We start from the raw sequence: 25,326 nt of genomic DNA, 5'->3' as shown, positions 1-25,326 counted from the left end.
CAAGATCAAAAGATCGCAGCCTTCGGCAGCTCCTACAGGGGATTTATTTGTTTTTACCCGCGCAACCGGCCAATCGCGCGGCGGTATTTTTCGATTCGTTCGAGATCTTCCCAACTTGGCGAAGCAATCCGCGACAGGTCGCTGTTCTCTTCCAGATCCGCCAGTTTCACCATCCGCCCGATCGGGTTCTGCGCGGCGCGGTCAACGAAGTCTTCATAGGATTCGCCCGGCACTTTGGTCACCGACTCGATCGCCGTCAGCACTTCTTCGCTGAAACCTTCCTTGCGCAAGTCATCGACGCTGACACCGCAATCCTCAACCACATCGTGCAGCACAGCGACGATGCGTTCTTCCAATGTGGTCATGCGCAACATGACTTTCAGCGGATGCAGAATGTACGGCGCACCGCCCTTGTCGACCTGCCCGGCGTGAGCCGTGGCGGCGATGACGATAGCGCGTTCGAGGGTCTGGGTCATGGGAGTCTCCGAGGGTTAGACGCCGTAGCGGCCGCCGACGTGGATGTTGCGTTTGAGCCAGTTGCCGATGGCCTTAAGACGCCCGACTGGCTTCGCTGACCCGCAATGCCGCTGAAGGATCAGCGACACCAAACCAGCCTGATCGGCTTTAGGATGGGCATCGATCAACTCGGCAACCCACGCGCAATCAGCCTTATTCAAATGCTCACGCCACTCTCCCGGCCAGGCGTCCAGCTCATCCAGCGCCAACCACCGCGCACCGCCATGCTCCATATGCCCGCCGGACATCGACTGCTCGAAACAGAAAGGCGTGTCTGGCTTTGCGGGGTCAATGTGGAACAGATAGATATCGTGGAATGGATGCTGCGAGGGGGGCGCGTTGTTGCGGCTGCCAATTTCGATCATGGGCAATGTTCCAATCCTTGGGCGCTGAATATTTCCGATTGTTTCGCAGTGTACGCCTCGGGAGCAAATCAAAAACCCGATGGAACCTCCCTCCTCCGCACAATCTCGAAACTGTATCAGCGCCAAATCTCCGATCAGACACGGCGCCATTGGAGAGGAAACCCCGATGAACATTCGCCTCCTGCTTCTGATCGCCACCTTCGCCATCATCCCCACTTGCGTCATGGCCGAAGGCTGCGACGTCCAGACGCAATCCTCCAGCGCCTCGGTGCCAGCGGTGGAAACCCACAGTTGTTATGAATACGAAGGCATGCCGGTGAACTCAATCGACTGGTCGTGCAGTAACGAAAGCAAAGACATGCTCAGCAGCACTAAAACCAAGGTCGAACACTGCGCAGACCACTATCAGGCAACGTGTATCGCCACGATCACCCAGGAATCCCTCGCCAACCCGCATTCAACCAGCAAAGACAAGAATGCGAAGGCATTGAACATCCCCGACAACGCGCAAGTGACCACGTATTACTACGACGTGGAGCATTTAGCTCAGGCGCGGATTGATTGTGAGAATGGTGGCGGGCATTGGAAGGCGAAGTGAACGCCTGATATCTGCGTTCGCGACAGGCAAAGAAAAGCCCGGCTCAAAAAGACCGGGCTTTTTAGTGCGCGAGTTCCATTAACCACCGCCATTACCACCACTGCTGCTACCGGACGGTTGACCCGCTGGGCTGGGCTTTGAGGCAGAAGGCACCGGCCCATTGTCGGTCTTGCCACCATCACCACCCTTGGGCAGCGAATCGGCATCCGGGTCGGCATTGGTGGCAGGGGACGCCGGGTCACGCGTCTGGCTGGTGCCGTCGTTTGCCGTTGGGGTGGACGTCTCGCCGGCCGCGATCGCGTACAGCGAACTTCCGGACAGCAACGCCGCGAGGGTTAACACCGCGATTTTATGGTTCAGCATGGTGGCTCTTCCTTTGCGTGGGGAGTTACAGCATTGGAAGAAGGTGTGCGGCGAACGTGCGGTGTGTCGGACGAATGGTTATCGCCCGGTAGATTCGCCCAATTTCGATATCTGAAAACTTCGTAGGAAAACACCCCATTTGGCGAAAGAGCGTGCTCCCGCGGGGTTGCGAAGCTGCCCCGAGACCGGATAGTCCCTTTCTCCCAGACATACCGCACGCCCCGGATTGCGACGACAGCGCCGCTAAGCGGGAGCAAGCCCCCTCGCCACTGGTACGGGTTTCACGTCCTACAGGTCAGTTGTGGCTGCCGGAATTGCTGCCCAAAGTGAGCCTGTCGCTGACCGTAGTCAGCAATGGGTTTCGCAGCCCTCAGAAGTGACACGCCACGCCTGCGCCGCCGAACGCCTCAACGCCGCCCTCAATACCTCGACCTCATCACCTGCATCCGCGCCCCCGATCATGCTTAACACGACATCAAAACCATCACCAATATCGCTAGAATCCTGGTACAGGATGTCAATGATGTGTTTCGGGTGATTGAACAGAGAGCGTTCGATGCGCCAATTGTGAAATAGGTTTTTTGCCCTCCAAAAATTCAATTCCTAATATTTACATAGTGACAAGCCGCGCGCAGGAGGCATCCGACTTTAGTCTCACCGCCCCTTTCAAGGAAGAGAACTTAATGGCACTCTGACACCGCGCAGCATGACCTCAATCATGCACATCATAAAAAACACCAAACGCTCAAAAAAGGATTTAAACATGAGCATCACATACTGGCATATGCAAATACATCCCAATGAAAAATCCTTCGCTGACGAGTACGTTTTTGAAATACTCGAGCATAAAAAAATAATAGGCCTCGGAAACTGGGACGACGGTAAAGGCACCATTCATGACTTTCGCACAAAAATGAATGTAAATGACATTATCGCAATTAAGAATGGCGCCAAACTGGTAGCGCTCGTGCAAGTTATCGGTGGTTGGTACGAAGTAAAAAAAGAAGAAACAGAATTTGGCTGGATTAAAAATCGCAGACCTATTCGAGTACTTGACTGGGAATTAGATGATCGAAGACTTCCTCAACCCCAAGGAACGCTCAACAGATGCGTCAAAGACGTAGAAACAACAAAAATAATAAAAGACTGGCATTCCCGGGTCATTACGTCATTTAAGAAAAGAAAACTAGAAATATTGGTATAAAACCTAAAATACCACCACTCCACGCGGCCCAAAAAAATGAACAGCATTCTATACACAACACTAACTACATTAGCTAGAACCAACCAACTCGCAGCCTATAGCGATGTATCTCCATTACTTGGCCTTTCAATGGACATATCAGAACACAGAGATGAAATTGCAACAATGTTAACTGCCATTGCTATCCACGAATATAAGTCCGGGCGCCCAATGCTTACGGCATTAATAGTGCACCGGGGGGATGACAATACCCCTGGAGAGGGTTTTTTCTCGATAGCTGAACAACTGGGCTTATATGACGGAAGTAGAAACCCTCTACAACGGCTGACATTTTGGGCCAATCAAGTAAGAAACATTTACAACCACTGGTCATGACCTAAACAACCCGATAACGCGAGAGACTCGATAATGCTGTCACTACCATTTCATGGAATAATATTGCTTGAGAAAACCGAAAAACTAGAAAGTAAAGATGGACTAATACATCTTATAATTTGTGCAATGATCACCGAGGCCTTTCTGCAAGACATTAAAAGCTTCTATGCAGCAATCAATAAGCCGAGATCATTCACCCAACCCAGCACACTATTCAAAAAAGATAACACAACTCAATCATTTAGAGGCGGGATTGCCTTGCAAGCGAACGCGCCAATGGAATTCATACAGGAAGACGAACTTAAGCTAATGACATTCCTCGAAGGTATCGAGAGAGAGTCGCCGACAAAAAAATATGAACACCTAATAAATTATCTGACACCAAATAAGTGGAATAAAGGGGAAGACGAAGCTTTCAAGGACCTTCAAAGGCTAATTCAACTTCGCAATGAAACAATCCACATCAAATCAGAAGAACTATTACTTAATGACGACAACAGTGTAAAAAAATTCCCCAAAGCAATCAATGAATTATTTGTCAAAAAAATTCTAACCAACGATACAATCGCATACACTTCTTGGATTTACATATTAGACCAGCAGAGCTTCATCGAATGGAGCAGAGAAACCGTAATATCCAACCTGCTAAAAATACTTGAAATCCTACCAAAACACCCAATTACAAACCACATCGCCACATCATATAAGCAATCACTCATGACATTCAGATTTAAAAAAACATAAAAACCAAAACAGTCAACAACAGATCTAAAAAAGGCAACTTAGATAGTCGCCTTTTTTATTACCGCCCGCTGCCCCCCCCCCCAACATCATCAAAAATTCGCCGGCGTATTCGCACTAATAATCTCAGCCTCATCCGCCCCGATATTCCGGAACTTATGTGGCAGCGTGGTCGGGAAGTAATACCCATCCCCCGCATTCAACACACTCACCGACCCATCCACGGTCAACTCCACCGTGCCACGCGTCACCAACCCGCACTCCTCGCCCTCAGCATGCACAATCGGCTCTTCCCCCGAACTAGCGCCCGGTGCGTATTGCTCACGCAGCAAGCGCATCTGCCGACTCGGCACCGAGGCGCCGATCAGCAGCAGTCGCAAGCCGTGGCGGCCAAGATCAGGCTGTTCGTTGGCGCGGAAGACGTATTGGTGTTCGCGCGGGGGTTGGTCGAAGGTGAAGAAGTCGGCCAGGGACATCGGTATGCCTTCGAGCAGCTTTTTCAGTGAGCTGACGGAGGGGCTGACGCGATTCTGTTCGATCAGGGAGATGGTGGCATTGGTCACGCCGCTACGCCGGGCCAGCTCGCGCTGGGAGAGTTTGTAGCTTTCGCGTACTAGTTTGAGTCGAGAACCCGTATCCATGACTGCCTTATGTGAGAAGTACTTAGGCTCTGCGCGAAAACTGCCTGCGCGACGATCATGCTGCGTTAAAAACAGGCTCAGAATGCTCATGTAGGGCTCTACACTCCGCTTCCTCGCCTGTTTTTGCCTTGCCTGATCGCCGCTCGGCGGTTCTCGCGCAGACCCACGGGTAATGGGGGTGGGTGGCGGGTGCCGCGCGAGGGGCGCGGATCACGTTGCTCCCGTGTCCCGGAACCGTGAAAGGCGGCTATTAAATCACGTTTGCCGGTGTTGCTCAGCAGGTTCGATGGACGGTGGGGTAAAAGTCCTTCTTGCCTTGGTAATGCGGACCTGTAGGAGTGAGCCTGCTCGCGATTGGGTGGCACATTCACCATTATTTTTGACTGGATGACCGCCTTCGCGAGCAAGCTCGCTCCCACAGGGTTTGTGGTGTTTCTGTGGAAGGGATGGTGGCTGGGCTGGCCTCATCGCGAGCAGGCTCACTCCTACAATTTGATCTTTGGTGTTCCAGTCGGATTGATGGTGCATGTACTGGCAGGTAAAAAAACCGGCGGGGTCTTGGGCCGCCGCCGGGGAGGTAACTAGAGGCCGAAGCGGTCGCGCAGCGAGTAATAGACGGCGCCGAGGGCGGTCAGTGGCGCGGAGAAGGTCCGGCCGCCGAGCATTGGCATGTGTGGCAAGGAGGCGAACGCGTCGAAGCGTTCGGCGTCGCCGCGGATCATTTCCGAGATCAGTTTGCCGGCCAGGTGCGAGCAGGTGACGCCGTGGCCGCTGTAGCCTTGCATGTAGTAAGCGTTTTTCTCGATACGGCCGAATTGCGGCATGCGGGACATGGTCAGCAGGAAGTTGCCGGTCCAGCGGTAGTCGATCTTGACGTCTTTGAGCTGCGGGAAGGTCTTGAGGATCTTCGGGCGGATCAGTTGTTCGATGTCGTCCGGTTCCCGCGCGCCGTAGACCACGCCGCCGCCGTAAAGCAGACGGTTGTCGGCAGTCAGACGGTAGTAATCCAGCAGGTAGTTGCAGTCTTCGACGCAGTAGTTGTTGGTGATCAGGCTGCGCGCCTGCTTCTCGGTCAGCGGTTCGGTGACGACGATCTGCGAGCCGCACGGCATGCTTTTCGCGGTCACGCGGTTGTCGAGACATTGCGGCAGGTAGGCGTTGCCGGCGATCAGCAGGTACTTGGCGCGGACCTGGCCTTTGGCGGTGCGCACGATGTTGGGTTCGCCGTATTTGATTTCCACGGCAGCCGACTGCTCGTAGATTTTGCCACCCAAACGCGTAATCGCCGCAGCTTCACCGAGCGCCAGGTTCAACGGATGAACGTGACCACCCTGCATATCCAGCAGGCCACCAACGTAAGCGTCGGAGCCGACTTCGCGACGGATGTCAGCCGCGTCGAGCATCTTCAGATTGCGGTTGCCGTAACGTTCCCAGCCACGCTTCTGCTCAGCCAGACTGTTGAGTTGTTTCTTGTTCATCGCTGCGAAAATGCCGCCCGGGCGGTAGTCGCATTGGATGTCGTATTCCTTGATGCGCGAACGGATGATGTCGGCGCCTTCGAAGATCATGCTGCCGAGGATTTCCGCGGTCTTGTCGCCGTAACGCTCTTCGATCACGTCGACGTCACGGCTGTACGAGTTGACCAGTTGACCGCCATTGCGACCGCTGGCGCCGTAGCCGACTTTCGCCGCTTCCAGCACCGTCACTTTGTAGCCGGCTTCGGTGAGGAACAGCGCCGAGGACAGGCCGGTGTAACCGGCGCCGATGATGCAGACATCGCACTCGACCGACTCTTCCAGAACCGGAAAGTCGATAACTTCGTTGCGGGTGGCGGCGTAGTAGCTGTTTACGTGTTGCTGTTTCATACGTTTCTCCGAGGGCCGCCAATCAAAGGCGACCACCGCTGTAATAGAGTCAGAGCTTGATCCAGGTCGCTTTCAGCTCGGTGTACTTGTCGAACGCGTGCAGCGATTTATCGCGACCGTTGCCCGACTGCTTGAAGCCACCGAACGGTGCGGTCATGTCGCCGCCGTCGTACTGGTTGACCCAGACGCTGCCGGCACGCAGGCCACGAGCGAAGGTGTGCGCCTTGCTCAGGTTGCTGGTCCAGACGCCGGCGGCGAGGCCGAAGATGCTGTCGTTGGCGATCTGCAGCGCTTCTTCGGCGGTGTCGAAGGTGATCAGCGACAGCACTGGGCCAAAGATTTCTTCCTGGGCGATGGTCATCGCATTGGTCACGCCGTCGAACAGCGCCGGTTGCACATAGAGGCCGCCGGTTTCTTCAAGGGTGCGCTGGCCGCCGGCAATCAGCTCGGCGCCCTGCTCACGACCGATGCTGATGTAGCGCAGCACGTTGTCGAGTTGACGCTGATCGACCACGGCACCGACGGTGGTTGCCGGATCGAGTGAGTGACCGGGTTTCCACGCTTGCAGCGCTTCCACCAGCAGTGGAATGAACTGCTCGCGGATCGAACGCTCAACCAGCAGACGTGAACCCGCAGTGCACACTTCGCCCTGGTTGAAGGCAATGGCGCCGGCCGCCGCTTGTGCTGCCGCGCGCAAGTCCGGTGCGTCGGCAAACACCACGTTCGGGCTCTTGCCCCCTGCTTCGAGCCAGACGCGTTTCATGTTGCTTTGGCCGGCATAAATCATCAGCTGTTTGGCAATCGCTGTGGAGCCGGTGAAGGCCAGCACGTCGACGTCCATGTGCAACGCCAGCGCCTTGCCGACGGTATGGCCGAAGCCTGGCAGAACGTTGAACACGCCTTTCGGAATGCCGGCATCCAGCGCAAGTTGAGCGATGCGGATTGCGGTCAGTGGCGATTTTTCCGAAGGTTTCAGAATGAACGAGTTGCCTGCTGCCAGCGCCGGGGCGAATTTCCAGCTGGCCATGATCAGCGGGAAGTTCCACGGCACGATGGCCGCGACCACGCCGGATGGCTCGCGGGTGACGAGGCCGAGTTGATCGTGCGGGGTGGCGGCGACTTCGTCGTAGATCTTGTCGATGGCTTCGGCGCTCCAGCGGATCGCGTTGGCGGTCGCCGGGATGTCGATGCTCATCGAATCGCTGATCGGTTTACCCATGTCGAGGGTTTCCAGCAGCGCCAGTTCTTCCTGGTTCTGCAGGATCAGATCGGCGAAGCGGATCAGGATGCGCTTGCGCTCGGCCGGGGCTTTTTTCGCCCAGATGCCGGATTCAAAAGACTGGCGCGCGACTTCAACGGCGAGGTTGGCGTCGGCTTCATCGGTGCTGGCCACGGAGGCGAGGAAACGGCCGTCGACGGGGCTCAGGCATTCGAAGGTGTCGCCACTGATGGCCGGGCGGTATTCACCGTTGATGAACGCGCGGGCTTCGATGGTCAGGGACTGGAAGCGTTGTTCCCAGTCGTTGCGGGTCGTCGTCATTGTTGTGGCTCGACAAGGGGAATTGGGGGTGTCGGGGTGTTGGGTCTGGCTTGAGATGGCGGCCCTCACCCTAGCCCTCTCCCAGGGGTAGAGGGGACCGATCGAGTTGTCTCGGGAGTTACACCGACCTGAACGACCGAGTCGATTATGGATTCGGTAAAGCAGGTTCAGGTCGCAGGATTTCCCAAGCATCCCCGGGTCAGTCCCCTCTCCCTCCGGGAGAGGGTTAGGGTGAGGGGCTCTTCGGCTTTTGAGGGCCTCAGCTAATCACACCGTATGCAGATACCAGTTGTACTCAAGGTCAGAAATCGAGTTCTCAAACTCGGCCAGCTCGCTCTCCTTACAAGCGACAAACACGTCGATGTACATCGGGTCGATGTAGCGGGCCATGACTTCGCTGTCGTCCAGCTCACGCAATGCGTCGCGCAGGTTGTTCGGCAGGCTCTGTTCGTTCTGCTCGTAGCTGTTGCCTTCAACCGGAGCGCCCGGCTCGATCTGATTGGTCAGACCGTGGTGAATACCGGCCAGCACCGACGCCATCAACAAGTACGGGTTGGCATCGGCACCGGCGACGCGATGCTCGATACGCACAGCGTCGGCCGAACCGGTTGGCACACGTACCGCCACGGTACGGTTGTCGATGCCCCAGCTCGGCGAGTTCGGTACGTAGAACTGCGCGCCGAAACGGCGGTACGAGTTGACGTTCGGGCAGAGGAACGCCATTTGCGCAGGCAGGGTCTCCAGCACACCGCCGATCGCGTGACGCAGTGCGGCGTTCTGCTCGGGATCCTCGCTGGCGAAGATGTTGTTGCCTTCTTTGTCCAGGATCGAAATGTGTACGTGCAGACCGTTGCCCGCCTGGCCCGGATACGGCTTGGCCATGAAGGTGGTGTCCATCTCATGGTCGTAGGCGATGTTCTTCACCAGACGCTTGAGCAGGACCGCGTAGTCGCAAGCCTTGATCGGGTCGGAGACGTGATGCAGGTTGACTTCGAACTGCGCCGGGGCGCTTTCCTTGACGATCGCGTCAGCCGGGATGCCCTGCTCTTTCGCGCCTTCGAGGATGTCTTGCAGGCAATCGACGTATTCGTCGAGATCGTCGATCAGGTACACCTGAGTCGACACCGGACGCTTGCCGGAGACTGGCGAGCGTGGCGATTGCGGACGGCCGTTCACGTTGTCCTGGTCGATCAGATAGAACTCGAGTTCGAATGCCGCGCAGATGGTCAAGCCGAGGTCGTCGAATTTGCGCACGACGTTGGCCAGCACTTCACGCGGGTCAGCGAAGAACGGCTGGCCTTCGATTTCGTGCATGGTCATTAGAAGTTGTGCGGTGGGACGCTTCTGCCACGGCTCGATGCTCAGCGTGCCGGGGATCGGATAGCAAATGCGGTCAGCGTCGCCGATGTCCAGACCCAGGCCGGTGCTTTCCACCGTGGAGCCATTGATGTCGAGGGCGAAAAGCGAGGCCGGCAGGTTGATGCCTTTCTCGTAAACCTTATGAAGACTGGTGCGTTCGATGCGCTTGCCGCGCACCACACCGTTCATATCCGCAATCAGAAGGTCGACGTACAAAACCTCAGGATATTTCTTAAGGAATGCGTTTGCTTCGTTGAGTTGAACGGTACGCAGAGGGACCGACATGATGCACCTATTTAGCTGTTAATTATTATGTTCACTGCTGTTTCGCCGAGCCAGTCAACCCGAACGGCAAAGTGAAGTCAATAGCGAACAGATAGCCGCCCAGGGTTTATTTTTCGGGCTTTTTTTAACACTTACGTGCCAATACAGGCGCCACAGCCCCGGGAATCATGAAGATATGATGAACGGCGTTTAGAATTTTTTACATGGCAGTTGTTAATTAAAATCAACGAGGCTAAGCTCCGGAAAAGCTCGTTCAAGTGTCAAACTTCGAGGTGAATAAAAATGGCATTCAAGCCATTGATCGGCGTTACTGCGTGCGTCAAACAGATTGGCCTGCACCCCTATCACATCAGCGGCGACAAGTACGTACGTGCTGTCAGCGTTGGCGCTAACGGGCTGCCAGTGGTCATTCCTTCCCTTGGCAAGCTGACCGAAATCGAAGACCTGCTCGGTCAACTCGACGGTCTGCTGCTGACCGGCTCGCCCTCGAACGTGGAACCTTTCCACTATCAAGGCCCGGCCAGCGAACCCGGCACGGATCACGATCCGGCGCGGGATGCCACCACCCTTCCTTTATTGCGTGCAGCCATCGCGGCGGGCGTTCCGGTGCTCGGCATCTGCCGTGGTTTCCAGGAAATGAACGTGGCGTTCGGCGGCAGCCTGCATCAGAAGGTGCATGAGCTGCCGGGCATGCTCGATCACCGTGAAGCCGACAGCCCTGATGTGGCCGTGCAATACGCACCGGCCCATGCGGTGACGGTTTTGAGCGGCGGCGTGTTTGAGGCGCTGGAGTTGCCGGGCGAGTTCCAGGTCAACTCGATTCACAGCCAGGGCATCGATCGCCTCGCCCCCGGCCTGCGGGCCGAAGCGGTGGCGCCGGACGGTTTGATCGAGGCGGTCTCGGTCGAGCACAGCCCGACCTTCGCCCTCGGCGTGCAATGGCACCCGGAATGGCAAGTGCTCGATAACCCGAACTACCTGAAGATTTTCCAGGCATTCGGCGCGGCTTGCCGGCAACGGGCGGCGCGGCGCAATCAGCGCTGATCCAACCCAAGCATACGTAACGATTTACTGCCCCCATGAATGTCGGGTGTGCCTGCGCACATCCGTCATTCGTGAACAGCAACACCCGTGATAACAACAAGTACGACCCAGGCAGCCAGGACGGCGGCGCCGACCAAGCCCTCGGCAGTGCAAGGTCAGTCAGGCATGCGCAATTCCCCTGTAGGAGTGAGCCTGCTCGCGATAGCAATAGACCAGTCAACAGAGATGTCGACTGACATGGCCTCATCGCGAGCAGGCTCACTCCTACAGGGGATGTGTAATGACTGAGATTGCGCTTGCAGGCTTGCAATCCACTTAAGCCCGGCCACATTGGCCAGGCGAACGAAACCTGTTGGGAGTTTCACATGGCAAACGCCTCCAGCACTTACAGGAAGGCACTTGAAGGTCATCAGCAACCGAAAAAGGTGCTGGTGAAAGTCGATCGTGTCACCAAGAAGTTCGACGAAACCGTGGCCGTGGACGATGTGTCCCTGGAGATCCATCAGGGCGAAATCTTCGCCCTGCTCGGTGGCTCCGGTTCGGGCAAATCGACCCTGCTGCGCATGCTCGCCGGTTTCGAGCGCCCGACTGAAGGGCGGATTCTGCTCGACGGCGTGGACATCACCGACATGCCGCCGTACGAGCGGCCGATCAACATGATGTTCCAGTCCTACGCGCTGTTCCCACACATGACCGTCGCGCAGAACATCGCCTTCGGCCTCAAGCAAGACCGTTTGCCCGCCAGCGAAATCGACGCCCGTGTCGATGAGATGCTGCGCTTGGTGCACATGACCCAATACGCCAAACGCCGTCCGCACCAGTTGTCCGGCGGCCAGCGTCAGCGCGTCGCCCTCGCCCGCTCGCTGGCCAAACGTCCGAAGCTGTTGCTGCTCGATGAACCGATGGGCGCGCTGGATAAAAAGCTGCGTTCGCAGATGCAACTGGAGCTGGTGCAGATCATCGAACGCGTCGGCGTGACGTGCGTAATGGTGACCCACGACCAGGAAGAGGCCATGACCATGGCCGAACGCATCGCAATCATGCACCTGGGTTGGATCGCGCAGATCGGCAGCCCGATCGACATTTATGAAGCGCCGGTCAGCCGCATGGTCTGCGAATTCATCGGCAACGTGAACGCCTTCGACGGCACCGTGGTGGAAGACCTTGAAGGTCACGCGATCATCCACAGCCCGGACCTGGAACAGAAGATCTACGTCGGTCACGGTGTCAGCACTTCGGTGCAGGACAAGTCGGTCACCTACGCGATCCGTCCGGAAAAAATGCTCGTCAGCACGACCAAGCCGGAATTTCGCTACAACTGGTCCGAAGGCAAGGTGCATGACATCGCCTACCTCGGCGGTCACTCGGTGTTCTACGTCGAATTGCCCGGCGGCAAAATCGTCCAGTCGTTCATGGCCAACGCCGAACGCCGTGGCGCGCGGCCGACCTGGGACGACAAAGTCTACGTCTGGTGGGAAGACGACAGCGGCGTGGTACTGCGCTCATGAGAACCTTCAATCAGCAATTCCTGCGCCTGGTGCCCAGCGGGCGAAAACTGGTGATCGGCATTCCGTTCATCTGGCTGTTCCTGTTCTTCATGCTGCCGTTCTTTCTGGTGATGAAGATCAGCTTCTCGGAAGCCGCGCTGTCGATCCCGCCCTACTCGGAGATCTACACCTACGCCGAACAGAAATTCCAGCTGATGCTCAACATCGGCAACTACACCATGCTCGGCGAAGACGAGCTGTACCTATCGGCCTACCTAGGCTCGCTGAAAGTCGCGGCGCTGAGCACGATGATGTGCCTGTTGATCGGTTTCCCGATGGCCTACGCGATCACCAAGACCGGCAAGGAAACGCAAAACGTCCTGCTGCTGTTGATCATGATGCCGACCTGGACCGCGATCCTGATCCGCGTTTACGCATGGATGGGCATCCTCAGCAACAACGGTTTGCTCAACGCGTTTCTGATGTGGACGGGGCTGACCGATCACCCGATCGAGATCCTCAACACCAACACGGCCGTGTATATCGGCGTGGTCTACGCCTACCTGCCATTCATGGTGTTGCCGCTGTACGCCAACCTCGTCAAGCACGATGGCAGCCTGCTGGAAGCCGCGCAGGATCTGGGTTCGAGCAACTTCAACAACTTCTGGAAAATCACCGTGCCACTGGCCAAGAACGGCATTATTGCCGGCTGCATGCTGGTGTTCATTCCGGTGGTCGGCGAGTTCGTGATTCCAGAACTGTTGGGTGGCCCGGAGACGCTGATGATCGGTCGCGTGCTGTGGCAAGAGTTCTTCAATAACCGCGACTGGCCGGTGGCGTCTGCGCTGGCGGTGGTGATGCTGTTGATCCTGATTGTGCCGATTCTGCTGTTCAACCGCAGCCAGGCCAAAGAGATGGAGGCACGGGGATGAAACGCTTCGGTTTTTCCAAGTTCATGCTGATCTTCGGCCTGATGTTCATTTATCTGCCGATGCTGATTCTGGTGATCTACTCGTTCAACGCCTCGAAACTAGTGACAGTCTGGGGCGGCTGGTCGGTGAAGTGGTATGTCGGCTTGCTCGACAACACGCAACTGATGGGCTCGGTGGTGCGCTCGCTGGAAATCGCCTGCTACACCGCGATTGCTGCAGTCGCGTTGGGCACCCTCGCCGCTTTCGTGCTGACGCGTGTGACACGCTTCAAGGGTCGCACGCTGTTTGGTGGTCTGGTCACTGCGCCGTTGGTGATGCCTGAGGTGATCACCGGTCTGTCGCTGTTGCTGCTGTTCGTGGCGATGGCGCAGTTGATCGGCTGGCCGCAGGAGCGTGGCATCGTCACGATCTGGATCGCCCACACCACGTTTTGTGCCGCTTATGTGGCGGTGGTAGTCTCCGCCCGCCTTCGTGAGCTGGATCTGTCGATCGAAGAAGCGGCGATGGATCTCGGTGCGAAGCCGTTCAAGGTGTTTTTCCTGATCACCATTCCAATGATCGCGCCGTCGCTGGCGGCGGGCGGGATGATGTCGTTCGCCTTGTCGCTGGATGACTTGGTGTTGGCCAGCTTCGTTTCCGGACCAGGTTCGACGACGTTGCCGATGGAAGTGTTCTCGGCGGTGCGTCTGGGCGTGAAGCCTGAGATCAACGCGGTGGCCAGCCTGATTCTGCTGGCGGTGTCGCTGGTGACGTTCCTGGTCTGGTACTTCGGCCGCAAGGCAGAAGCCAACCGCAAGCGGGCGATTCAGGAAGCGATGGATCAGACGGCGAATGAGTCGTGGCAACAACCGCAACAAGCCGCCACCGCTTGACCGGTAGGAGCTGCGGCACGCTGCGATCTTTTGATCTTGATGTGAAAGATCAAAAGATCGCAGCCTCGTTTCACTCGACAGCTCCTACACAAATGTAGTCAGCCCCTCGGTCAGTCCCCTCTCCCCCTGGGAGAGGGTGAGGGGGCTTTGCGCAACGTGAATAAAAACAATGGAGTTGTACCGATGAAAATGTTTGGCAGGACTCTGCTGACACTGTCCTTAATGGGCGCAATGGTCATGGGCGCTCAGGCCAACGACAAGGTGCTGCGGGTTTACAACTGGTCCGATTACATCGCGACGGACACCGTCAAGAAGTTCGAAGACGAGACCGGCATCCGCGTGACCTACGACGTCTTCGACAGCAACGAGACCCTTGAGGCGCGTTTGCTGGCGGGCAAATCCGGCTACGACCTGGTCGTCCCGTCGAACAGTTTCCTGGCCAAGCAGATCAAGGCCGGCGTCTATCAGACGCTGGACAAATCCAAGCTGCCGAACTGGAAGAATCTCAACCCGGTGCTGCTGAAAAACGCCGCCGCCAGTGATCCGGACAACGCCCACGCGTTCCCGTACATGTGGGGCTCGATCGGCATCGGGTTCAACCCGGCCAAGGTCAAGGAAGTGCTCGGCGCCAACGCCCCGACCAATTCCTGGGACTTGCTGTTCAAACCGGAAAACGCTGAAAAACTCAAAGCCTGCGGCATCAGTTTCCTCGACTCGCCGACCGAAATGATCCCGGCCGCCCTGCACTATCTGGGTTACCCGGTGAACGACAGGGACACCGCGCACATCAAGGAAGCCGAGGCGCTGTTCATGAAGATTCGTCCGAACGTGGCGTACTTCCATTCCTCGAAATACATCTCGGATCTGGCCAACGGCAACATCTGCGTGGCGGTCGGCTACTCCGGTGATGTGCTGCAAGCCAAGGCCCGCGCGGTGGAATCGGGCAACAACGTGGTGATCGACTACAGCATTCCCAAGGAGGGTGCCGGCAGCTTCTACGACATGGTCGCGATCCCGCGCGATGCCGCTAACGTCGAGAACGCTTACCTGTTCATGGATTTTCTGATGCGTCCGGACATCATCGCCGAGATCACCAACAGCAACGGCTACAGCAACGCCAACGCGGCGGCTACGCCATTGGTGGATGAAGCGATCCGCAACGACCCGGGTTCGTATCCGTCGCAAGCGGTGATGGCGACGCTGTATGCGGTGCCGGATCAGCCGATTGCCACACAGCGGATCATGACCCGCGGCTGGACCCGGGTGAAACTCGGTAAGTAAGCCCACCAAAGCTCCAAATGTAGGAGTGAGCCTGCTCGCGATGGCGGTGTGTCAGGCAGCGCTGATGCTGAGTGTACTGGCCTCATCGCGAGCAGGCTCACTCCTACAGTGGTTTGGTGTTGTGACAGAAAAATTTATGATTTCCCGTTCACGCAGCGCCTTACCACCGCTGCACCCTGCTATGAACGGCCTCACCTGGCTCCCTCGGTTCAGGTGAATTCTCAGGCGCCTTCGGGCGCCTTTTTTTGTGCGCTCAAATCAGCGGCCAGTCTTGCAGAATCCGATAGCGTCCCTTGTGTGATTCAAACAAGGCGAAGCGTTCGGCACGCAGAAAAAACTCCGGCGGCGTAGCGGATTCCGGCTCCGGAGCACGGTACTCACGGGCCAGCGTCAGGTGCGGGCGAAACTCGCGTGGCGTCTCTTCAAAGCCAAACGGCAACATCGCCTGCTCCAATGCGTAGACCAGCCGCAGCAACGCTTGTGGCGCCTGCTCGGGCGCCAGTGACAACACCCCGGCGCGGTGCCAGACCTGCAAGTGATCCAGCGAAATCTTCAACACCTCACCCGGTGTGCGCACTTGCCCGGCGGCTTCGCAGACTTCATTGATCTGCGCCAATGGCACCGCGCCGAGAAACAGCAACGTCAGATGAAAGTTGTCCGCCGGCACCGGCTTACCGGTGCGCAAACCCAACTCCCCTCGCCATTGAGCAATCGCCTTGCGTTGCGCAGACGGGCAATCGAGGGCGAAAAACAGTCGCTTTGTCTCATCGGTCATGGCCCTGCTCCCCTGTTCACCGTGATCCGCCGGATTCTACACAGCCTGATCTGACGACTCGCGACAGGCAGCTATAGTTCAAGGATTGCCATCAACCGGAGGCCGCCATGCGCGCGATCCTCAGCAAAGAACCGTGGTGGGCGCGACCACCGCATCCCGGGCAGGATGAAAGTGAACTGGAATGGGGCTGGCTGGTGCATTACAGCGAGGGTGAACCGCGTTTCGAATTCGTCCGCGAACGCCCGACTGACGAGCAGATTCGCAACCGCAAAAGCTGCCGCATCACCCCCTCTGCCGAGTGAACACCGTACCTGTAGGAGTGAGCCTGCTCGCGATGGCGTTTGCACATTCAATGCTTCATTGACAGACCCACCGCTATCGCGAGCAGGCTCACTCCTACAATAGATTTGCGGTGGCCTCAGGGCTCGATGAGGTATTGGAAGCCGCCGTAGATCATCCGCTGGCCATCGAACGGCATCGGGTTCACATCGGGCTGCATGCGCGGGTCTTCCATCATTTTGGCCATGCCGGCATCACGGGTGGCTTTGTCCGGCCAGATCAGCCAGCCCGAGGCGACGGTTTCGCCTTCCTTGAGCTTCACCGCCATCGGGAACGAGGTGAGCTTGCCGTCCGGCACGTCATCTCCCCAGCATTCAGCAACGCTCAGGGCGCCGTACTCCTTGAACAGTACGGCGGCAATTTCGGCGTGCTTTTTGTACTGCTCACGATTGGCAGTCGGCACCGGCGCTACGAAAATATCGATGTAAGCCATGATCACTCTCCTTGCACGTTGGGTTCGATCTGCTGATTGGTCGATTGCGGCGGCTGCCATTCGACACGGTTCACGCCCAGCCCGACCGACGGTTCATCGCCCGCACCCAGATTGCGCTCGACCTGTGCGGCCATGTGCAGCGTGCCGGCCATCACCCCGGTTGTCGGGTTCTGCACCAGTTTCAGCCAGGCCTTGTCGAAGGTGCTGCCCAGACTGCTGCGGATCAACGCTTCGCTGTCGGGGCGGTCATTGGCCTGGATAATCGCGCGAATACCCGCAACACCAACCGAGATCAGGCCACCGGCCAGTTTCCCGGCAGCAGCGGCCACCGCACTGGCAGCCCCGCGCGGGGCCATTTCCGCTTCCATCCGCTGACTGGCGCGTTTGGCCACCGGCGCCATGCCGGCATCCGTCGAGGCAATACCCTTGGCGCCGCCCTCGGTGTGGATCTTGTCGATCAGCGCGGCGTACGCCGGCAAGGTGTTCAACGGTTCCGTGCTGATCACTTGAAACAACGAAGCATCGCGCGCCGGTGGCGGGCCCAGCGCAATGGCCGGGACTTTCTGCAAATGCCCATTGAGCTGACCAACGGGCACACCATGGCGCTGGGCGATGAGCGGCATCTGCTGGGCCATCAGTTGCGCATAGAACGCCGTCGCCTGGCCGAGAATCGCGTCCGGATCGACCTCCACCGCCACTGGTGCCAGCACCCTTTTCTGATATTGCTCAAGCAGATACGCCGCCAACCGCTTGGCCGATGCGTCCTGTTCGCCACCGGCATTGATCGTGTACCAGCTGACCTTCATCGATAGCCATTCCTGGGTCCAGTAGCTGCTGAACCACGGGATGAAATTTTCTTCAGTTTGCTGATAGACCCGAGTGCGCCAATGTTCCATCGAACCACGGGCAAAGACTTTGACTTGTTCGGTGGATTGCTGCGAGGCGTTGACGATTTCCCGGTCGATCTGCTGCCAGGTGGCCGGCGAGACAAACACGGCCTGCGGCGCCAACACCGGCGCCCGCGCCGAGTTGGCGCAGCCGGCCAGCAACAACAGTGCGGCGACGAGCAACGCACGCGGGTTCACGGTGGCGGTTTCCTTTAAAAGGGCGGAAGCAGATTTGAGTATAGGTGCGTGCGCAGGGCCGTTTGTCCGGTTTTGGCTGGTCTGGCGCCTTCGCGAGCAGGCTCGCTCCCACAGGGGAATGCGTTTCAACGTGGGAGCGAGCCTGCTCGCGAAGGGGCCATCAGCAACACCCCAAATCCCCAACCATCACTGCCATCGATATTCACCATCGCCACGATTGCCTTCCGCCCACCGCCCATCAAAGGCACGATTAAGCCATCCGAAACACAACGAGGAGTTCACAACATGATTCACACCCACGTCACACTCTCCGTGAGTTTCCCGGTGTTCGGCAGCAACTATTACGACCAGCACGCCGTGTCGCACAAGGCTCAGGCACTGGTGTTCAACGAAGATTTCGAAGATCTGTTGATGCCCGCCGCCACTAATCATTTCAGTAATGAAGTGGTCGGCATCAACGATCAGTTCCGTTTTCTGAGCGACATTCTCGCCACCCATTTGCTGGACATCGAGGCCTCTGTGCCTGCGCGATCCAGCGTCCGGGCGAGCGCTCACTTTTAATTGAGGGCTAATGACAGAGGGTGTTCCTTTTTCGGGAACGCCCTCTTTTTGTTCAATCAGTCATCATCCCGATCACGGTAGTAACGACGCCCGTCGCGGCGATCGTCGCGATCATCCCAGCGCCGGTCATGGTCGTAATTGCGGCCATGATCGCGGTCGTAGTGCCGGCCATGACGGTGGTCATCATCAAAATCCGCCACACAGCCGCCGAGCAATACGGCGGCGGTCACGGTCAGCAGCATCGTTGTTGCGCGCTTCATTCAACACTTCCCTAAAACCAAGGTCTTGACGACGGAATCGGCCACGCTGCCCGCGCCTTCGGGACGCGGTGCGCGCAGCCGCAGATACGACCGGGCAAATCAGCGTTGATTCAGTGGCCACTAGCGACCGTTTGTCGCTCCGCCCGCGCTGCCCGAACGGCGGCGAAATGCCACCTATACTCCTTGCAACCTAGCCCCACGCAATGGATCTGCGCCCTCAATAACAACAAGCAGAGGTGGACCATGGTCTGGCAGCAAATTTACGACCCGTTCGGCAACCCGGTGATCTCCACGCTCATGGCCGCTGTACCGGTGGTGGTGATGCTCGCGGCGCTGGCGTTCTTTCACGTCAAGGCGCACTTGGCGGCGCTGCTTGCTCTGGCGTCCGCCCTGCTGATTTCGATTTTCGCCTTCGGCATGCCGGCAAGCATGGCTGGCTCAGCGGCGTTGTTTGGCGCGGCCAATGGCTTGTTGCCGATCGGCTGGATCGTCCTCAACATCATTTTTCTGCATCGTCTGACCACCGAGAACGGCTCGTTCAAAGTGCTGCAGGATTCCCTTGCGCGCATCACCGATGATCGCCGCTTGCAGTTGCTGCTGATCGCGTTCTGCTTCGGTGCGTTTTTCGAAGGCGCGGCCGGGTTCGGCACGCCGGTGGCGGTGACCGGGGCGATTCTGATCGGTCTCGGTTTTTCGCCGCTGGCCGCGTCCGGTCTGGCGCTGATCGCCAACACCGCGCCAGTCGCATTCGGCGCGCTAGGCACGCCGATCATCACGCTGGCCAAAGTCACCGGGCTGGATGAAATGGAACTGTCGATGATGGTCGGTCGGCAGTTGCCGTTTTTCTCGGTGCTGGTGCCGTTCTGGTTGATCTGGGCGTTTGCCGGGTGGCGCAAGATGCTCGAGATCTGGCCGGCGATTCTGGTAGCCGGCGTCAGCTTCGCGATCCCGCAATTTCTGGTATCGAACTACCACGGGCCAATGCTGGTGGACGTGATCGCCGCGCTGATTTCCATGGCCTGTCTGACGCTGTTCCTGAAGGTGTGGAAACCGGCGACCATTCACACCTCGGCAGCTCTTTCGGGGCGCGTAGACAACTCCAAGGTCGATGAAGAAAAAATCACTGCCAGCGCCGCGTTTAGTGATCAGGCGCGTCCGGCGGTGATGCGCGCGTGGATGCCGTGGATCATCCTCACCGTGTTCGTCTTCGCCTGGGGCACCCAGGGCTTCAAGAATATGTTCGACACCCGCCCGGCGATTGATCCCGTCACCCAGTCAGCCAAGCTTGATCCCGCAGGCAAACCGCTGCGCGAGGCCAACCCGATTTTCGCCCCGGCAGTGACCTTTACCACGCTGCACCTGCAAATCGAGAAAGTCCCGCCGGTGGTTGCCGCGCCGAAAGCGGAAGAAGCGGTGTACAAATTCACCTGGCTCACCGCCACCGGCAGCGGCATTCTGCTGGCGGCAATTGTCGGCGGCTTGCTGATGGGCTATTCCATTCCGCAACTGATCAAGCAGTACCTGCGCACGTTGTGGGTGGTGCGGTTTTCGCTGATCACCATTGCCGCGATGCTGGCGCTGGGGTTTCTCACGCGCTACTCGGGACTCGACGCGACCATGGGTCTGGCCTTTGCGGCGACGGGGATTTTTTATCCGATGTTCGGCACGTTGCTTGGTTGGCTGGGTGTGGCGTTGACCGGTTCGGATACCGCGTCGAACGTGTTGTTTGGCGGCTTGCAGCGGGTCACCTCGGAACAGCTCGGGATCAGTCCGGTACTGATGGCGGCAGCGAACAGCTCTGGCGGGGTGATGGGCAAAATGGTCGATGCGCAATCGATCGTCGTCGCCTCCACCGCGACCCGCTGGTACGGGCATGAAGGCGAGATTCTGCGCTATGTGTTCTTCCACTCGATTGTGCTGGCGATTCTGGTCGGCGGGCTGGTGACGTTGCAGGCGTATGTGGCGCCGTTTACCTCGATGGTGGTGGGCGGGCATTAGTCCGGCCGGACACATATCCAATGTGGGAGCGAGCCTGCTCGCTCCCACAGGGTTCAGGTTGTTAGTGAAATGGTGGTTACAGCGCAGATCCTTGTAGGAGTGAGCCTGCTCGCGATAGCGGTGTGTCAGTCACCACATCGCTCACTGGTCTATCGCTATCGCGAGCAGGCTCACTCCTACAGGGGATTGTGTCGTACCGTCAATTAATGAGCCACGCACATAACTCTATAGCGAAAATCCGCAAAAACCTTTTCCTCTTTCCGGCAGTCACTTCTTAACGAGACCGGCGATGACGCTGGCTGCCCGCTTGGGCCATCCACGACCCTGCTGCCCTGATGAAGAGAGAAAAGGAATCGAACCATGACGATTTCCCGACGCGGATTTCTGATCCTCGGCGCCGTGACCGCCACAGCCTTCGCGATGCCGCCGTTTATCAGCCTCAAGGCCTACGCGGCCAATCTGGAGCAACCGGCCATGAGCAAAGTGACAATCAACGTCAACGGCAAGCCGCGTGCGCTTGACGTCGACACCCGCACCACCCTGCTTGACGCCCTACGCGAGCACCTGCACCTGACCGGCAGCAAAAAAGGCTGCGACCACGGCCAGTGTGGCGCCTGCACGGTGATCGCTGATGGCCGACGCATCAACTCATGCCTGACCCTGGCGGTGATGCATGAAGGCAGCGAGATTACGACCATCGAAGGCCTCGGCATGCCGGACAATCTGCACCCGATGCAGGCCGCGTTCATCAAGCATGACGGCTATCAGTGCGGCTATTGCACACCGGGGCAGATCTGCTCGGCAGTGGCGGTGATCAAGGAAATCCGCGATGGCATCCCCAGCCACGTCAGTGAAAGCCTCACCGAGGCGCCGCAGTTGATCGCCAGCGAATTTCAGGAACGCATGAGCGGCAATATCTGCCGCTGCGGCGCTTACTCGAACATCATTGAAGCCATCACCGAAGTCGCGGAGGTGCCGGCATGAGACCGTTCAATTACAGCCGCGCCGACTCCCCCGCCGCTGCCGCTGCGCAAGCCGCACAGGTCGAAGGCGCACGCTTCATCGCTGGCGGCATCAACCTGCTGGACTTGATGAAACTCGACATCGAAACCCCAATGCACCTGATCGACGTCAATCACCTTGGCCTGGACCAGATCGAAGCCACGCCTGAAGGCGGCTTGCGCATCGGCGCGCTGGTGCGCAACACCGATCTGGCGGCCGACGCGCGCATCAGAAAAGACTACGCCCTGCTCTCCCGCGCTTTGCTCGCCGGGGCCTCCGGGCAGTTGCGCAACATGGCGAGCACCGCCGGCAACCTGCTGCAACGCACGCGCTGCCCGTACTTCTACGACACCAATCAGGCCTGCAACAAACGCCAACCCGGCAGCGGTTGTGCAGCGATTGCCGGGGTCAGTCGGCAACTGGGCATCATCGGCGTCAGCGACGCGTGCATCGCCACGCACCCGAGTGACATGGCAATTGCCATGCGTGCCCTCGATGCGCAGATTGAAACGGTGAAACCCGACGGCACGACCCGCAGCATTGCGATGGCCGACTTTCATCAGTTGCCCGGCACCACGCCGAACATTGAAACCAGCCTCACGCCTGGCGAGTTCATCACCTCGGTGACATTGCCCGCACCGCTCGGCGGAACTCACGTTTATCACAAAGTGCGTGATCGCTCCTCCTATGCGTTTGCGCTGGTATCGGTCGGTCTGATCCTGCAAAAGGACGGCAGCGGACGCATCGCCGTCGGCGGTATCGCGCCGAAACCATGGCGGGTTGAAGCCGCAGAAGCATTGCTGCCGCAAGGCGCCAAAGCCGTCAGCGCACGTCTGCTCGACGGTGCCACGCCGACCCACGACAACCAATTCAAACTGACCCTGGTCGAGCGCACGCTCGGTTCGGTGTTGGCGCAAGCGAGGGATGAAGCATGAAATTCGACACGCCCGCCACCACCAACCCGATCGACCAGTTGAAGGTCATCGGCCAGCCCACCGACCGCATCGAAGGCCCGTTGAAAACCAGCGGGCAGGCACCCTACGCCTACGAGCAACATGAGGCGGTGGCAAATCAGGCTTACGGTGTCATGGTCGGCTCGGCCATCGCCAAGGGCCGCATCAACAACATTGATCTTGAACAGGCGAAAGCCGCGCCCGGCGTGCTCGCCATTGTTACCGCTGCCAACGCCGGTAAGCTCGGCAAGGGCAAATACAACGCTGCGCATTTATTGGCCGGGCCGGAGATTCAGCACTATCACCAGGCGGTTGCGCTGGTGGTTGCCGAGACGTTCGAGCAAGCCCGGGCGGCTGCGCAAATGGTCAAAGTCGACTACGTCGCGGCCAAGGGCGAATTCGAGCTGGCCAGCGTGCGAGACCAAGGCGTCGAGCCGAAAGACGAATTGCCCGACGTCAGCCACGGTGATTTCGCCAAAGCGTTCGCCGCCGCGCCAGTGCAGTTCGACCAGACCTACACCACGCCGGATCAGTCCCACGCGATGATGGAACCGCACGCCACGCTGGCGGCGTGGAAAGGCGATCAACTGACCTTGTGGACCTCGAATCAGATGATCGCGTGGAGCGTCGGCGACATCGCCACCACCCTCGGTCTGCCCAAGGAAAAAGTCCGGCTGATGTCGCCGTACATTGGCGGTGGTTTCGGCGGCAAACTATTCGTGCGCGCCGATGCGATCCTCGCCGCCCTCGGTGCGCGCATGGCTGGCAGGCCGGTGAAGGTCGCCCTCGCCCGCCCGCAGATCGCCAACAACACCACTCACCGTCCGGCGACGATTCAGCGCATTCGCATGGGCGCGACAGCGGAGGGCAAACTCACCGCGATCGCCCACGAAGGCTGGTCGGGCAATCTGGCGGAAGGCAAAGTCGAAGTCGCGGCGCAACCAAGCCAGTTGCTGTACGCGGCTGAAAACCGCTTGGTCAGCATGCGCCTCGCGCCGCTGGATCTGCCCGAAGGCAACGCCATGCGCGCACCCGGTGAAACACCGGGGCTGATGGTCCTGGAAATTGCCATGGACGAAATGGCCGAGCAGCTCAAACTTGATCCGGTGCAGTTCCGCATTCTCAACGACACTCAGGTCGATCCGGTGAAAACCGAGCGACCGTTCTCGCAGCGGCGCCTGATCGAGTGCCTTCGGACCGGCGCCGACAAGTTCGGCTGGAGCCAGCGCAATGCGCAGCCGGGTACACGTCGCGAAGGTCGCTGGCTGATTGGCATGGGGGTCGCGGCGGCGATCCGCAACAACCTGCTGGTCAAGTCCGGTGCGCGGGTGCGGTTGGAGCGCGACGGCAAGATCACGGTGGAAACCGACATGACGGATATCGGCACCGGCAGTTACACGATCATCGCGCAGACGGCAGCCGAAATGATGGGCGTTGGCTTGAAGGATGTGAGCGTGCATCTGGGCGATTCGAGCTTTCCGGTGTCGGCAGGCTCCGGTGGGCAATTCGGCGCCAACTGCTCGACCGCCGGGGTATACGCCGCGTGCATGAAACTGCGTGAGGCGGTGGCTGGCAAACTGGGCATGGCGGCGGATCAGGCGGAGTTTGTCGACGGTCAGGTGCGGCTCGGCGACAAGAGCCTGCCGATGCGCAACGCTGCGCAGGACGGCGTTGTGGTGGCTGAGGACAGCATCGAATTTGCCGACCTGGCCGAGCAGTATCAGCAGTCGACCTTTGGTGCGCATTTCGTTGAGGTTGCGGTGGATGCGGCGACCGGTGAAGTGCGGGTGCGCCGCATGTTGGCGGTGTGCGCGGCCGGGCGGATTCTCAACCCGAAAGCGGCGCGCAGTCAGGTGATCGGCGCGATGACCATGGGCGTCGGTGCGGCGTTGATGGAAGAGTTGGCGGTGGACAAGACGCTAGGGTTTTTCGTCAATCATGATCTGGCCGGGTATGAGGTGCCGGTGCATGCCGACATACCGCATCAGGAGGTGATTTTCCTTGATGAGACCGATCCGGTGTCTTCGCCGATGAAGGCCAAGGGTGTTGGTGAACTGGGGATTTGCGGGGTTAGTGCGGCGGTGGCTAATGCGATTTACAACGCCACGGGGGCTAGGGTGCGGGAGTATCCGATTACGCTGGACAAGATCTTGTCGTCGTTGCCGGAGATGATGTGATGACCCGTTAAAAGCCCCTCACCCTAGCCCTCTCCCAGAGGGAGAGGGAACCGATTGGGGGATATTCAGGAGCTGCACCGACTTGAACGTCCTGCTGTGAATCCATAATCGATAGAGCACTTTCAGGTCGATGGATAACGCCAGACACCTCGGTCGGCTCCCTCTCCCTCTGGGAGAGGGCTGGGGTGAGGGAAACTGGAGAATTTCACCGACTTGAACGTCCTGCTGTGAATCCATAATCGACACAGCCATTTCAGGTCGATGTATGACGCAAG

At 58.5% G+C, this 25,326-nt stretch carries 25 protein-coding genes and 1 pseudogene; 15 read left to right on the top strand and 11 right to left on the bottom strand.

Translation table 11 applies throughout. From position 1 onward, the window contains the following. Positions 1-53 precede the first annotated feature (53 nt). Both ACOYXE_RS05135 and ACOYXE_RS05130 read right to left on the bottom strand, forming a co-directional pair. Positions 54-476, bottom strand: coding sequence for an HD domain-containing protein (locus tag ACOYXE_RS05135; protein WP_460928024.1), 423 nt, complete (start codon positions 474-476; stop codon positions 54-56). Positions 477-491: 15 nt separating this feature from the next. Further along, positions 492-881 carry a hypothetical protein gene (locus ACOYXE_RS05130; RefSeq protein ID WP_007919303.1) on the bottom strand — a complete coding sequence of 130 codons (390 nt, stop codon included), beginning with the start codon at positions 879-881 and terminating at the stop codon, positions 492-494. 166 nt (positions 882-1,047) lie between these two features. On the opposite strand from ACOYXE_RS05130, the gene ACOYXE_RS05125 reads away from it, so the two are divergent. Continuing rightward, positions 1,048-1,479, top strand: coding sequence for a hypothetical protein (locus ACOYXE_RS05125; RefSeq protein ID WP_405123403.1), 432 nt, complete (start codon positions 1,048-1,050; stop codon positions 1,477-1,479). A gap of 78 nt (positions 1,480-1,557) precedes the next feature. Here the strand turns inward: ACOYXE_RS05125 and ACOYXE_RS05120 are convergent, their stop codons facing one another. Beyond that, positions 1,558-1,842, bottom strand: coding sequence for a hypothetical protein (locus ACOYXE_RS05120; protein ID WP_160058505.1), 285 nt, complete (start codon positions 1,840-1,842; stop codon positions 1,558-1,560). Between the two features lie 385 nt (positions 1,843-2,227). Here ACOYXE_RS05120 and ACOYXE_RS05115 point away from each other — a divergent pair. From ACOYXE_RS05115 to ACOYXE_RS05105, 3 genes and pseudogenes are all read left to right on the top strand, one after another. After that, positions 2,228-2,418 (top strand): annotated as a pseudogene (locus ACOYXE_RS05115) (fructose-bisphosphate aldolase); the annotation flags it as partial. A gap of 187 nt (positions 2,419-2,605) precedes the next feature. Then, a complete protein-coding gene (locus ACOYXE_RS05110; RefSeq protein WP_460928021.1) occupies positions 2,606-3,046 on the top strand; it encodes a pyruvate kinase in 441 nt (146 codons plus the stop codon). A gap of 438 nt (positions 3,047-3,484) precedes the next feature. Further along, entirely contained in the window at positions 3,485-4,165 is a 681-nt protein-coding gene (locus ACOYXE_RS05105; protein ID WP_160058507.1) for a hypothetical protein, read from the top strand. Positions 4,166-4,254: 89 nt separating this feature from the next. Here the strand turns inward: ACOYXE_RS05105 and ACOYXE_RS05100 are convergent, their stop codons facing one another. The 4 genes from ACOYXE_RS05100 to ACOYXE_RS05085 all read right to left on the bottom strand — a co-directional run bounded on the left by ACOYXE_RS05100 (position 4,255) and on the right by ACOYXE_RS05085 (position 9,852). Further along, positions 4,255-4,803: a cupin domain-containing protein gene (locus ACOYXE_RS05100; protein WP_007950154.1), complete on the bottom strand. Its 549-nt coding sequence runs from the start codon at positions 4,801-4,803 to the stop codon at positions 4,255-4,257. Between the two features lie 581 nt (positions 4,804-5,384). Beyond that, entirely contained in the window at positions 5,385-6,668 is a 1,284-nt protein-coding gene (locus ACOYXE_RS05095) for an NAD(P)/FAD-dependent oxidoreductase (RefSeq protein WP_460928020.1), read from the bottom strand. A gap of 49 nt (positions 6,669-6,717) precedes the next feature. Continuing rightward, the gene (locus ACOYXE_RS05090) at positions 6,718-8,208 is read right to left on the bottom strand and encodes an aldehyde dehydrogenase (protein WP_034155535.1); all 1,491 of its coding nucleotides are present in this window, start codon (positions 8,206-8,208) and stop codon (positions 6,718-6,720) included. A 267-nt stretch (positions 8,209-8,475) separates the two neighbouring features. Then, positions 8,476-9,852 carry a glutamine synthetase family protein gene (locus ACOYXE_RS05085; protein WP_007918694.1) on the bottom strand — a complete coding sequence of 459 codons (1,377 nt, stop codon included), beginning with the start codon at positions 9,850-9,852 and terminating at the stop codon, positions 8,476-8,478. A 282-nt stretch (positions 9,853-10,134) separates the two neighbouring features. Here ACOYXE_RS05085 and ACOYXE_RS05080 point away from each other — a divergent pair, with 282 nt between their 5' ends. The 5 genes from ACOYXE_RS05080 to ACOYXE_RS05060 all read left to right on the top strand — a co-directional run bounded on the left by ACOYXE_RS05080 (position 10,135) and on the right by ACOYXE_RS05060 (position 15,468). Then, a complete protein-coding gene (locus ACOYXE_RS05080; protein WP_236431759.1) occupies positions 10,135-10,896 on the top strand; it encodes a gamma-glutamyl-gamma-aminobutyrate hydrolase family protein in 762 nt (253 codons plus the stop codon). Between the two features lie 365 nt (positions 10,897-11,261). Beyond that, positions 11,262-12,404, top strand: coding sequence for an ABC transporter ATP-binding protein (locus ACOYXE_RS05075; protein ID WP_160058510.1), 1,143 nt, complete (start codon positions 11,262-11,264; stop codon positions 12,402-12,404). Further along, complete coding sequence (locus tag ACOYXE_RS05070) at positions 12,401-13,315, top strand: ABC transporter permease subunit (protein ID WP_034155532.1); 915 nt, start codon at positions 12,401-12,403, stop codon at positions 13,313-13,315. The genes ACOYXE_RS05075 and ACOYXE_RS05070 overlap by 4 nt, the downstream gene beginning before the upstream one ends. Then, positions 13,312-14,187, top strand: a complete 876-nt coding sequence (locus ACOYXE_RS05065; protein ID WP_034155531.1) for an ABC transporter permease subunit — start codon at positions 13,312-13,314, stop codon at positions 14,185-14,187. Before ACOYXE_RS05070 ends, ACOYXE_RS05065 begins: the two co-directional genes overlap by 4 nt. A 183-nt stretch (positions 14,188-14,370) precedes the next feature. Further along, positions 14,371-15,468, top strand: a complete 1,098-nt coding sequence (locus ACOYXE_RS05060; protein ID WP_460928016.1) for a polyamine ABC transporter substrate-binding protein — start codon at positions 14,371-14,373, stop codon at positions 15,466-15,468. 253 nt (positions 15,469-15,721) lie between these two features. Here the strand turns inward: ACOYXE_RS05060 and thpR are convergent, their stop codons facing one another. Beyond that, positions 15,722-16,243 carry an RNA 2',3'-cyclic phosphodiesterase gene (gene thpR / locus ACOYXE_RS05055; RefSeq protein ID WP_160058511.1) on the bottom strand — a complete coding sequence of 174 codons (522 nt, stop codon included), beginning with the start codon at positions 16,241-16,243 and terminating at the stop codon, positions 15,722-15,724. A 107-nt stretch (positions 16,244-16,350) separates the two neighbouring features. On the opposite strand from thpR, the gene ACOYXE_RS05050 reads away from it, so the two are divergent. Continuing rightward, positions 16,351-16,545 carry a hypothetical protein gene (locus ACOYXE_RS05050; RefSeq protein WP_160058512.1) on the top strand — a complete coding sequence of 65 codons (195 nt, stop codon included), beginning with the start codon at positions 16,351-16,353 and terminating at the stop codon, positions 16,543-16,545. A 116-nt stretch (positions 16,546-16,661) separates the two neighbouring features. On the opposite strand, the gene ACOYXE_RS05045 is transcribed toward ACOYXE_RS05050, so the two are convergent. Together ACOYXE_RS05045 and ACOYXE_RS05040 are read right to left on the bottom strand one after the other, a co-directional pair. Beyond that, entirely contained in the window at positions 16,662-17,015 is a 354-nt protein-coding gene (locus ACOYXE_RS05045) for a DUF1428 domain-containing protein (RefSeq protein ID WP_095118352.1), read from the bottom strand. Between the two features lie 2 nt (positions 17,016-17,017). Next, positions 17,018-18,100 (bottom strand): hypothetical protein, encoded by a 1,083-nt coding sequence (locus tag ACOYXE_RS05040; protein WP_460928013.1) that lies wholly within the window; start codon positions 18,098-18,100, stop codon positions 17,018-17,020. Between the two features lie 285 nt (positions 18,101-18,385). Here ACOYXE_RS05040 and ACOYXE_RS05035 point away from each other — a divergent pair, with 285 nt between their 5' ends. Further along, on the top strand, positions 18,386-18,661 hold the full coding sequence (locus tag ACOYXE_RS05035; RefSeq protein WP_150750841.1) for a hypothetical protein: 276 nt from the start codon (positions 18,386-18,388) through the stop codon (positions 18,659-18,661). Positions 18,662-18,717: 56 nt separating this feature from the next. Here the strand turns inward: ACOYXE_RS05035 and ACOYXE_RS05030 are convergent, their stop codons facing one another. Then, the gene (locus ACOYXE_RS05030) at positions 18,718-18,921 is read right to left on the bottom strand and encodes a hypothetical protein (RefSeq protein WP_007918829.1); all 204 of its coding nucleotides are present in this window, start codon (positions 18,919-18,921) and stop codon (positions 18,718-18,720) included. A 243-nt stretch (positions 18,922-19,164) separates the two neighbouring features. Between ACOYXE_RS05030 and ACOYXE_RS05025 the strand changes: the two genes are divergently transcribed. From ACOYXE_RS05025 to paoC, 4 genes are all read left to right on the top strand, one after another. Further along, positions 19,165-20,919 (top strand): L-lactate permease, encoded by a 1,755-nt coding sequence (locus tag ACOYXE_RS05025; protein WP_007950206.1) that lies wholly within the window; start codon positions 19,165-19,167, stop codon positions 20,917-20,919. A 360-nt stretch (positions 20,920-21,279) separates the two neighbouring features. Beyond that, positions 21,280-21,903 (top strand): aldehyde dehydrogenase iron-sulfur subunit PaoA, encoded by a 624-nt coding sequence (gene paoA, locus ACOYXE_RS05020; RefSeq protein ID WP_160058515.1) that lies wholly within the window; start codon positions 21,280-21,282, stop codon positions 21,901-21,903. Next, the gene (locus ACOYXE_RS05015) at positions 21,900-22,856 is read left to right on the top strand and encodes an FAD binding domain-containing protein (protein ID WP_460928009.1); all 957 of its coding nucleotides are present in this window, start codon (positions 21,900-21,902) and stop codon (positions 22,854-22,856) included. Before paoA ends, ACOYXE_RS05015 begins: the two co-directional genes overlap by 4 nt. Next, a complete protein-coding gene (gene paoC, locus ACOYXE_RS05010) occupies positions 22,853-25,051 on the top strand; it encodes an aldehyde oxidoreductase molybdenum-binding subunit PaoC (RefSeq protein ID WP_460928007.1) in 2,199 nt (732 codons plus the stop codon). The genes ACOYXE_RS05015 and paoC overlap by 4 nt, the downstream gene beginning before the upstream one ends. Positions 25,052-25,326 lie beyond the last annotated feature (275 nt).

It is taken from the genome of Pseudomonas sp. MC6 (genome assembly GCF_054790575.1).
This window is presented reverse-complemented; position numbering and strand designations above follow the sequence as displayed.

What these genes read in the sequence shown, in the direction of transcription:
- ACOYXE_RS05015 (WP_460928009.1), top strand. Translation starts at nt 21,900, where the DNA reads ATGAGACCGTTCAATTACAGCCGCGCCGACTCCCCCGCCGCTGCCGCT.
- ACOYXE_RS05110 (WP_460928021.1), top strand. Translation starts at nt 2,606, where the DNA reads ATGAGCATCACATACTGGCATATGCAAATACATCCCAATGAAAAATCC.
- ACOYXE_RS05035 (WP_150750841.1), top strand. Translation starts at nt 18,386, where the DNA reads ATGATTCACACCCACGTCACACTCTCCGTGAGTTTCCCGGTGTTCGGC.
- ACOYXE_RS05080 (WP_236431759.1), top strand. Translation starts at nt 10,135, where the DNA reads ATGGCATTCAAGCCATTGATCGGCGTTACTGCGTGCGTCAAACAGATT.
- ACOYXE_RS05025 (WP_007950206.1), top strand. Translation starts at nt 19,165, where the DNA reads ATGGTCTGGCAGCAAATTTACGACCCGTTCGGCAACCCGGTGATCTCC.
- paoA (WP_160058515.1), top strand. Translation starts at nt 21,280, where the DNA reads ATGACGATTTCCCGACGCGGATTTCTGATCCTCGGCGCCGTGACCGCC.
- ACOYXE_RS05095 (WP_460928020.1), bottom strand. Translation starts at nt 6,668, where the DNA reads ATGAAACAGCAACACGTAAACAGCTACTACGCCGCCACCCGCAACGAA.
- ACOYXE_RS05085 (WP_007918694.1), bottom strand. Translation starts at nt 9,852, where the DNA reads ATGTCGGTCCCTCTGCGTACCGTTCAACTCAACGAAGCAAACGCATTC.
- ACOYXE_RS05090 (WP_034155535.1), bottom strand. Translation starts at nt 8,208, where the DNA reads ATGACGACGACCCGCAACGACTGGGAACAACGCTTCCAGTCCCTGACC.
- paoC (WP_460928007.1), top strand. Translation starts at nt 22,853, where the DNA reads ATGAAATTCGACACGCCCGCCACCACCAACCCGATCGACCAGTTGAAG.
- ACOYXE_RS05065 (WP_034155531.1), top strand. Translation starts at nt 13,312, where the DNA reads ATGAAACGCTTCGGTTTTTCCAAGTTCATGCTGATCTTCGGCCTGATG.
- ACOYXE_RS05100 (WP_007950154.1), bottom strand. Translation starts at nt 4,803, where the DNA reads ATGGATACGGGTTCTCGACTCAAACTAGTACGCGAAAGCTACAAACTC.
- ACOYXE_RS05045 (WP_095118352.1), bottom strand. Translation starts at nt 17,015, where the DNA reads ATGGCTTACATCGATATTTTCGTAGCGCCGGTGCCGACTGCCAATCGT.
- ACOYXE_RS05130 (WP_007919303.1), bottom strand. Translation starts at nt 881, where the DNA reads ATGATCGAAATTGGCAGCCGCAACAACGCGCCCCCCTCGCAGCATCCA.
- thpR (WP_160058511.1), bottom strand. Translation starts at nt 16,243, where the DNA reads ATGACCGATGAGACAAAGCGACTGTTTTTCGCCCTCGATTGCCCGTCT.
- ACOYXE_RS05120 (WP_160058505.1), bottom strand. Translation starts at nt 1,842, where the DNA reads ATGCTGAACCATAAAATCGCGGTGTTAACCCTCGCGGCGTTGCTGTCC.
- ACOYXE_RS05030 (WP_007918829.1), bottom strand. Translation starts at nt 18,921, where the DNA reads ATGAAGCGCGCAACAACGATGCTGCTGACCGTGACCGCCGCCGTATTG.
- ACOYXE_RS05135 (WP_460928024.1), bottom strand. Translation starts at nt 476, where the DNA reads ATGACCCAGACCCTCGAACGCGCTATCGTCATCGCCGCCACGGCTCAC.
- ACOYXE_RS05070 (WP_034155532.1), top strand. Translation starts at nt 12,401, where the DNA reads ATGAGAACCTTCAATCAGCAATTCCTGCGCCTGGTGCCCAGCGGGCGA.
- ACOYXE_RS05050 (WP_160058512.1), top strand. Translation starts at nt 16,351, where the DNA reads ATGCGCGCGATCCTCAGCAAAGAACCGTGGTGGGCGCGACCACCGCAT.
- ACOYXE_RS05125 (WP_405123403.1), top strand. Translation starts at nt 1,048, where the DNA reads ATGAACATTCGCCTCCTGCTTCTGATCGCCACCTTCGCCATCATCCCC.
- ACOYXE_RS05060 (WP_460928016.1), top strand. Translation starts at nt 14,371, where the DNA reads ATGAAAATGTTTGGCAGGACTCTGCTGACACTGTCCTTAATGGGCGCA.
- ACOYXE_RS05075 (WP_160058510.1), top strand. Translation starts at nt 11,262, where the DNA reads ATGGCAAACGCCTCCAGCACTTACAGGAAGGCACTTGAAGGTCATCAG.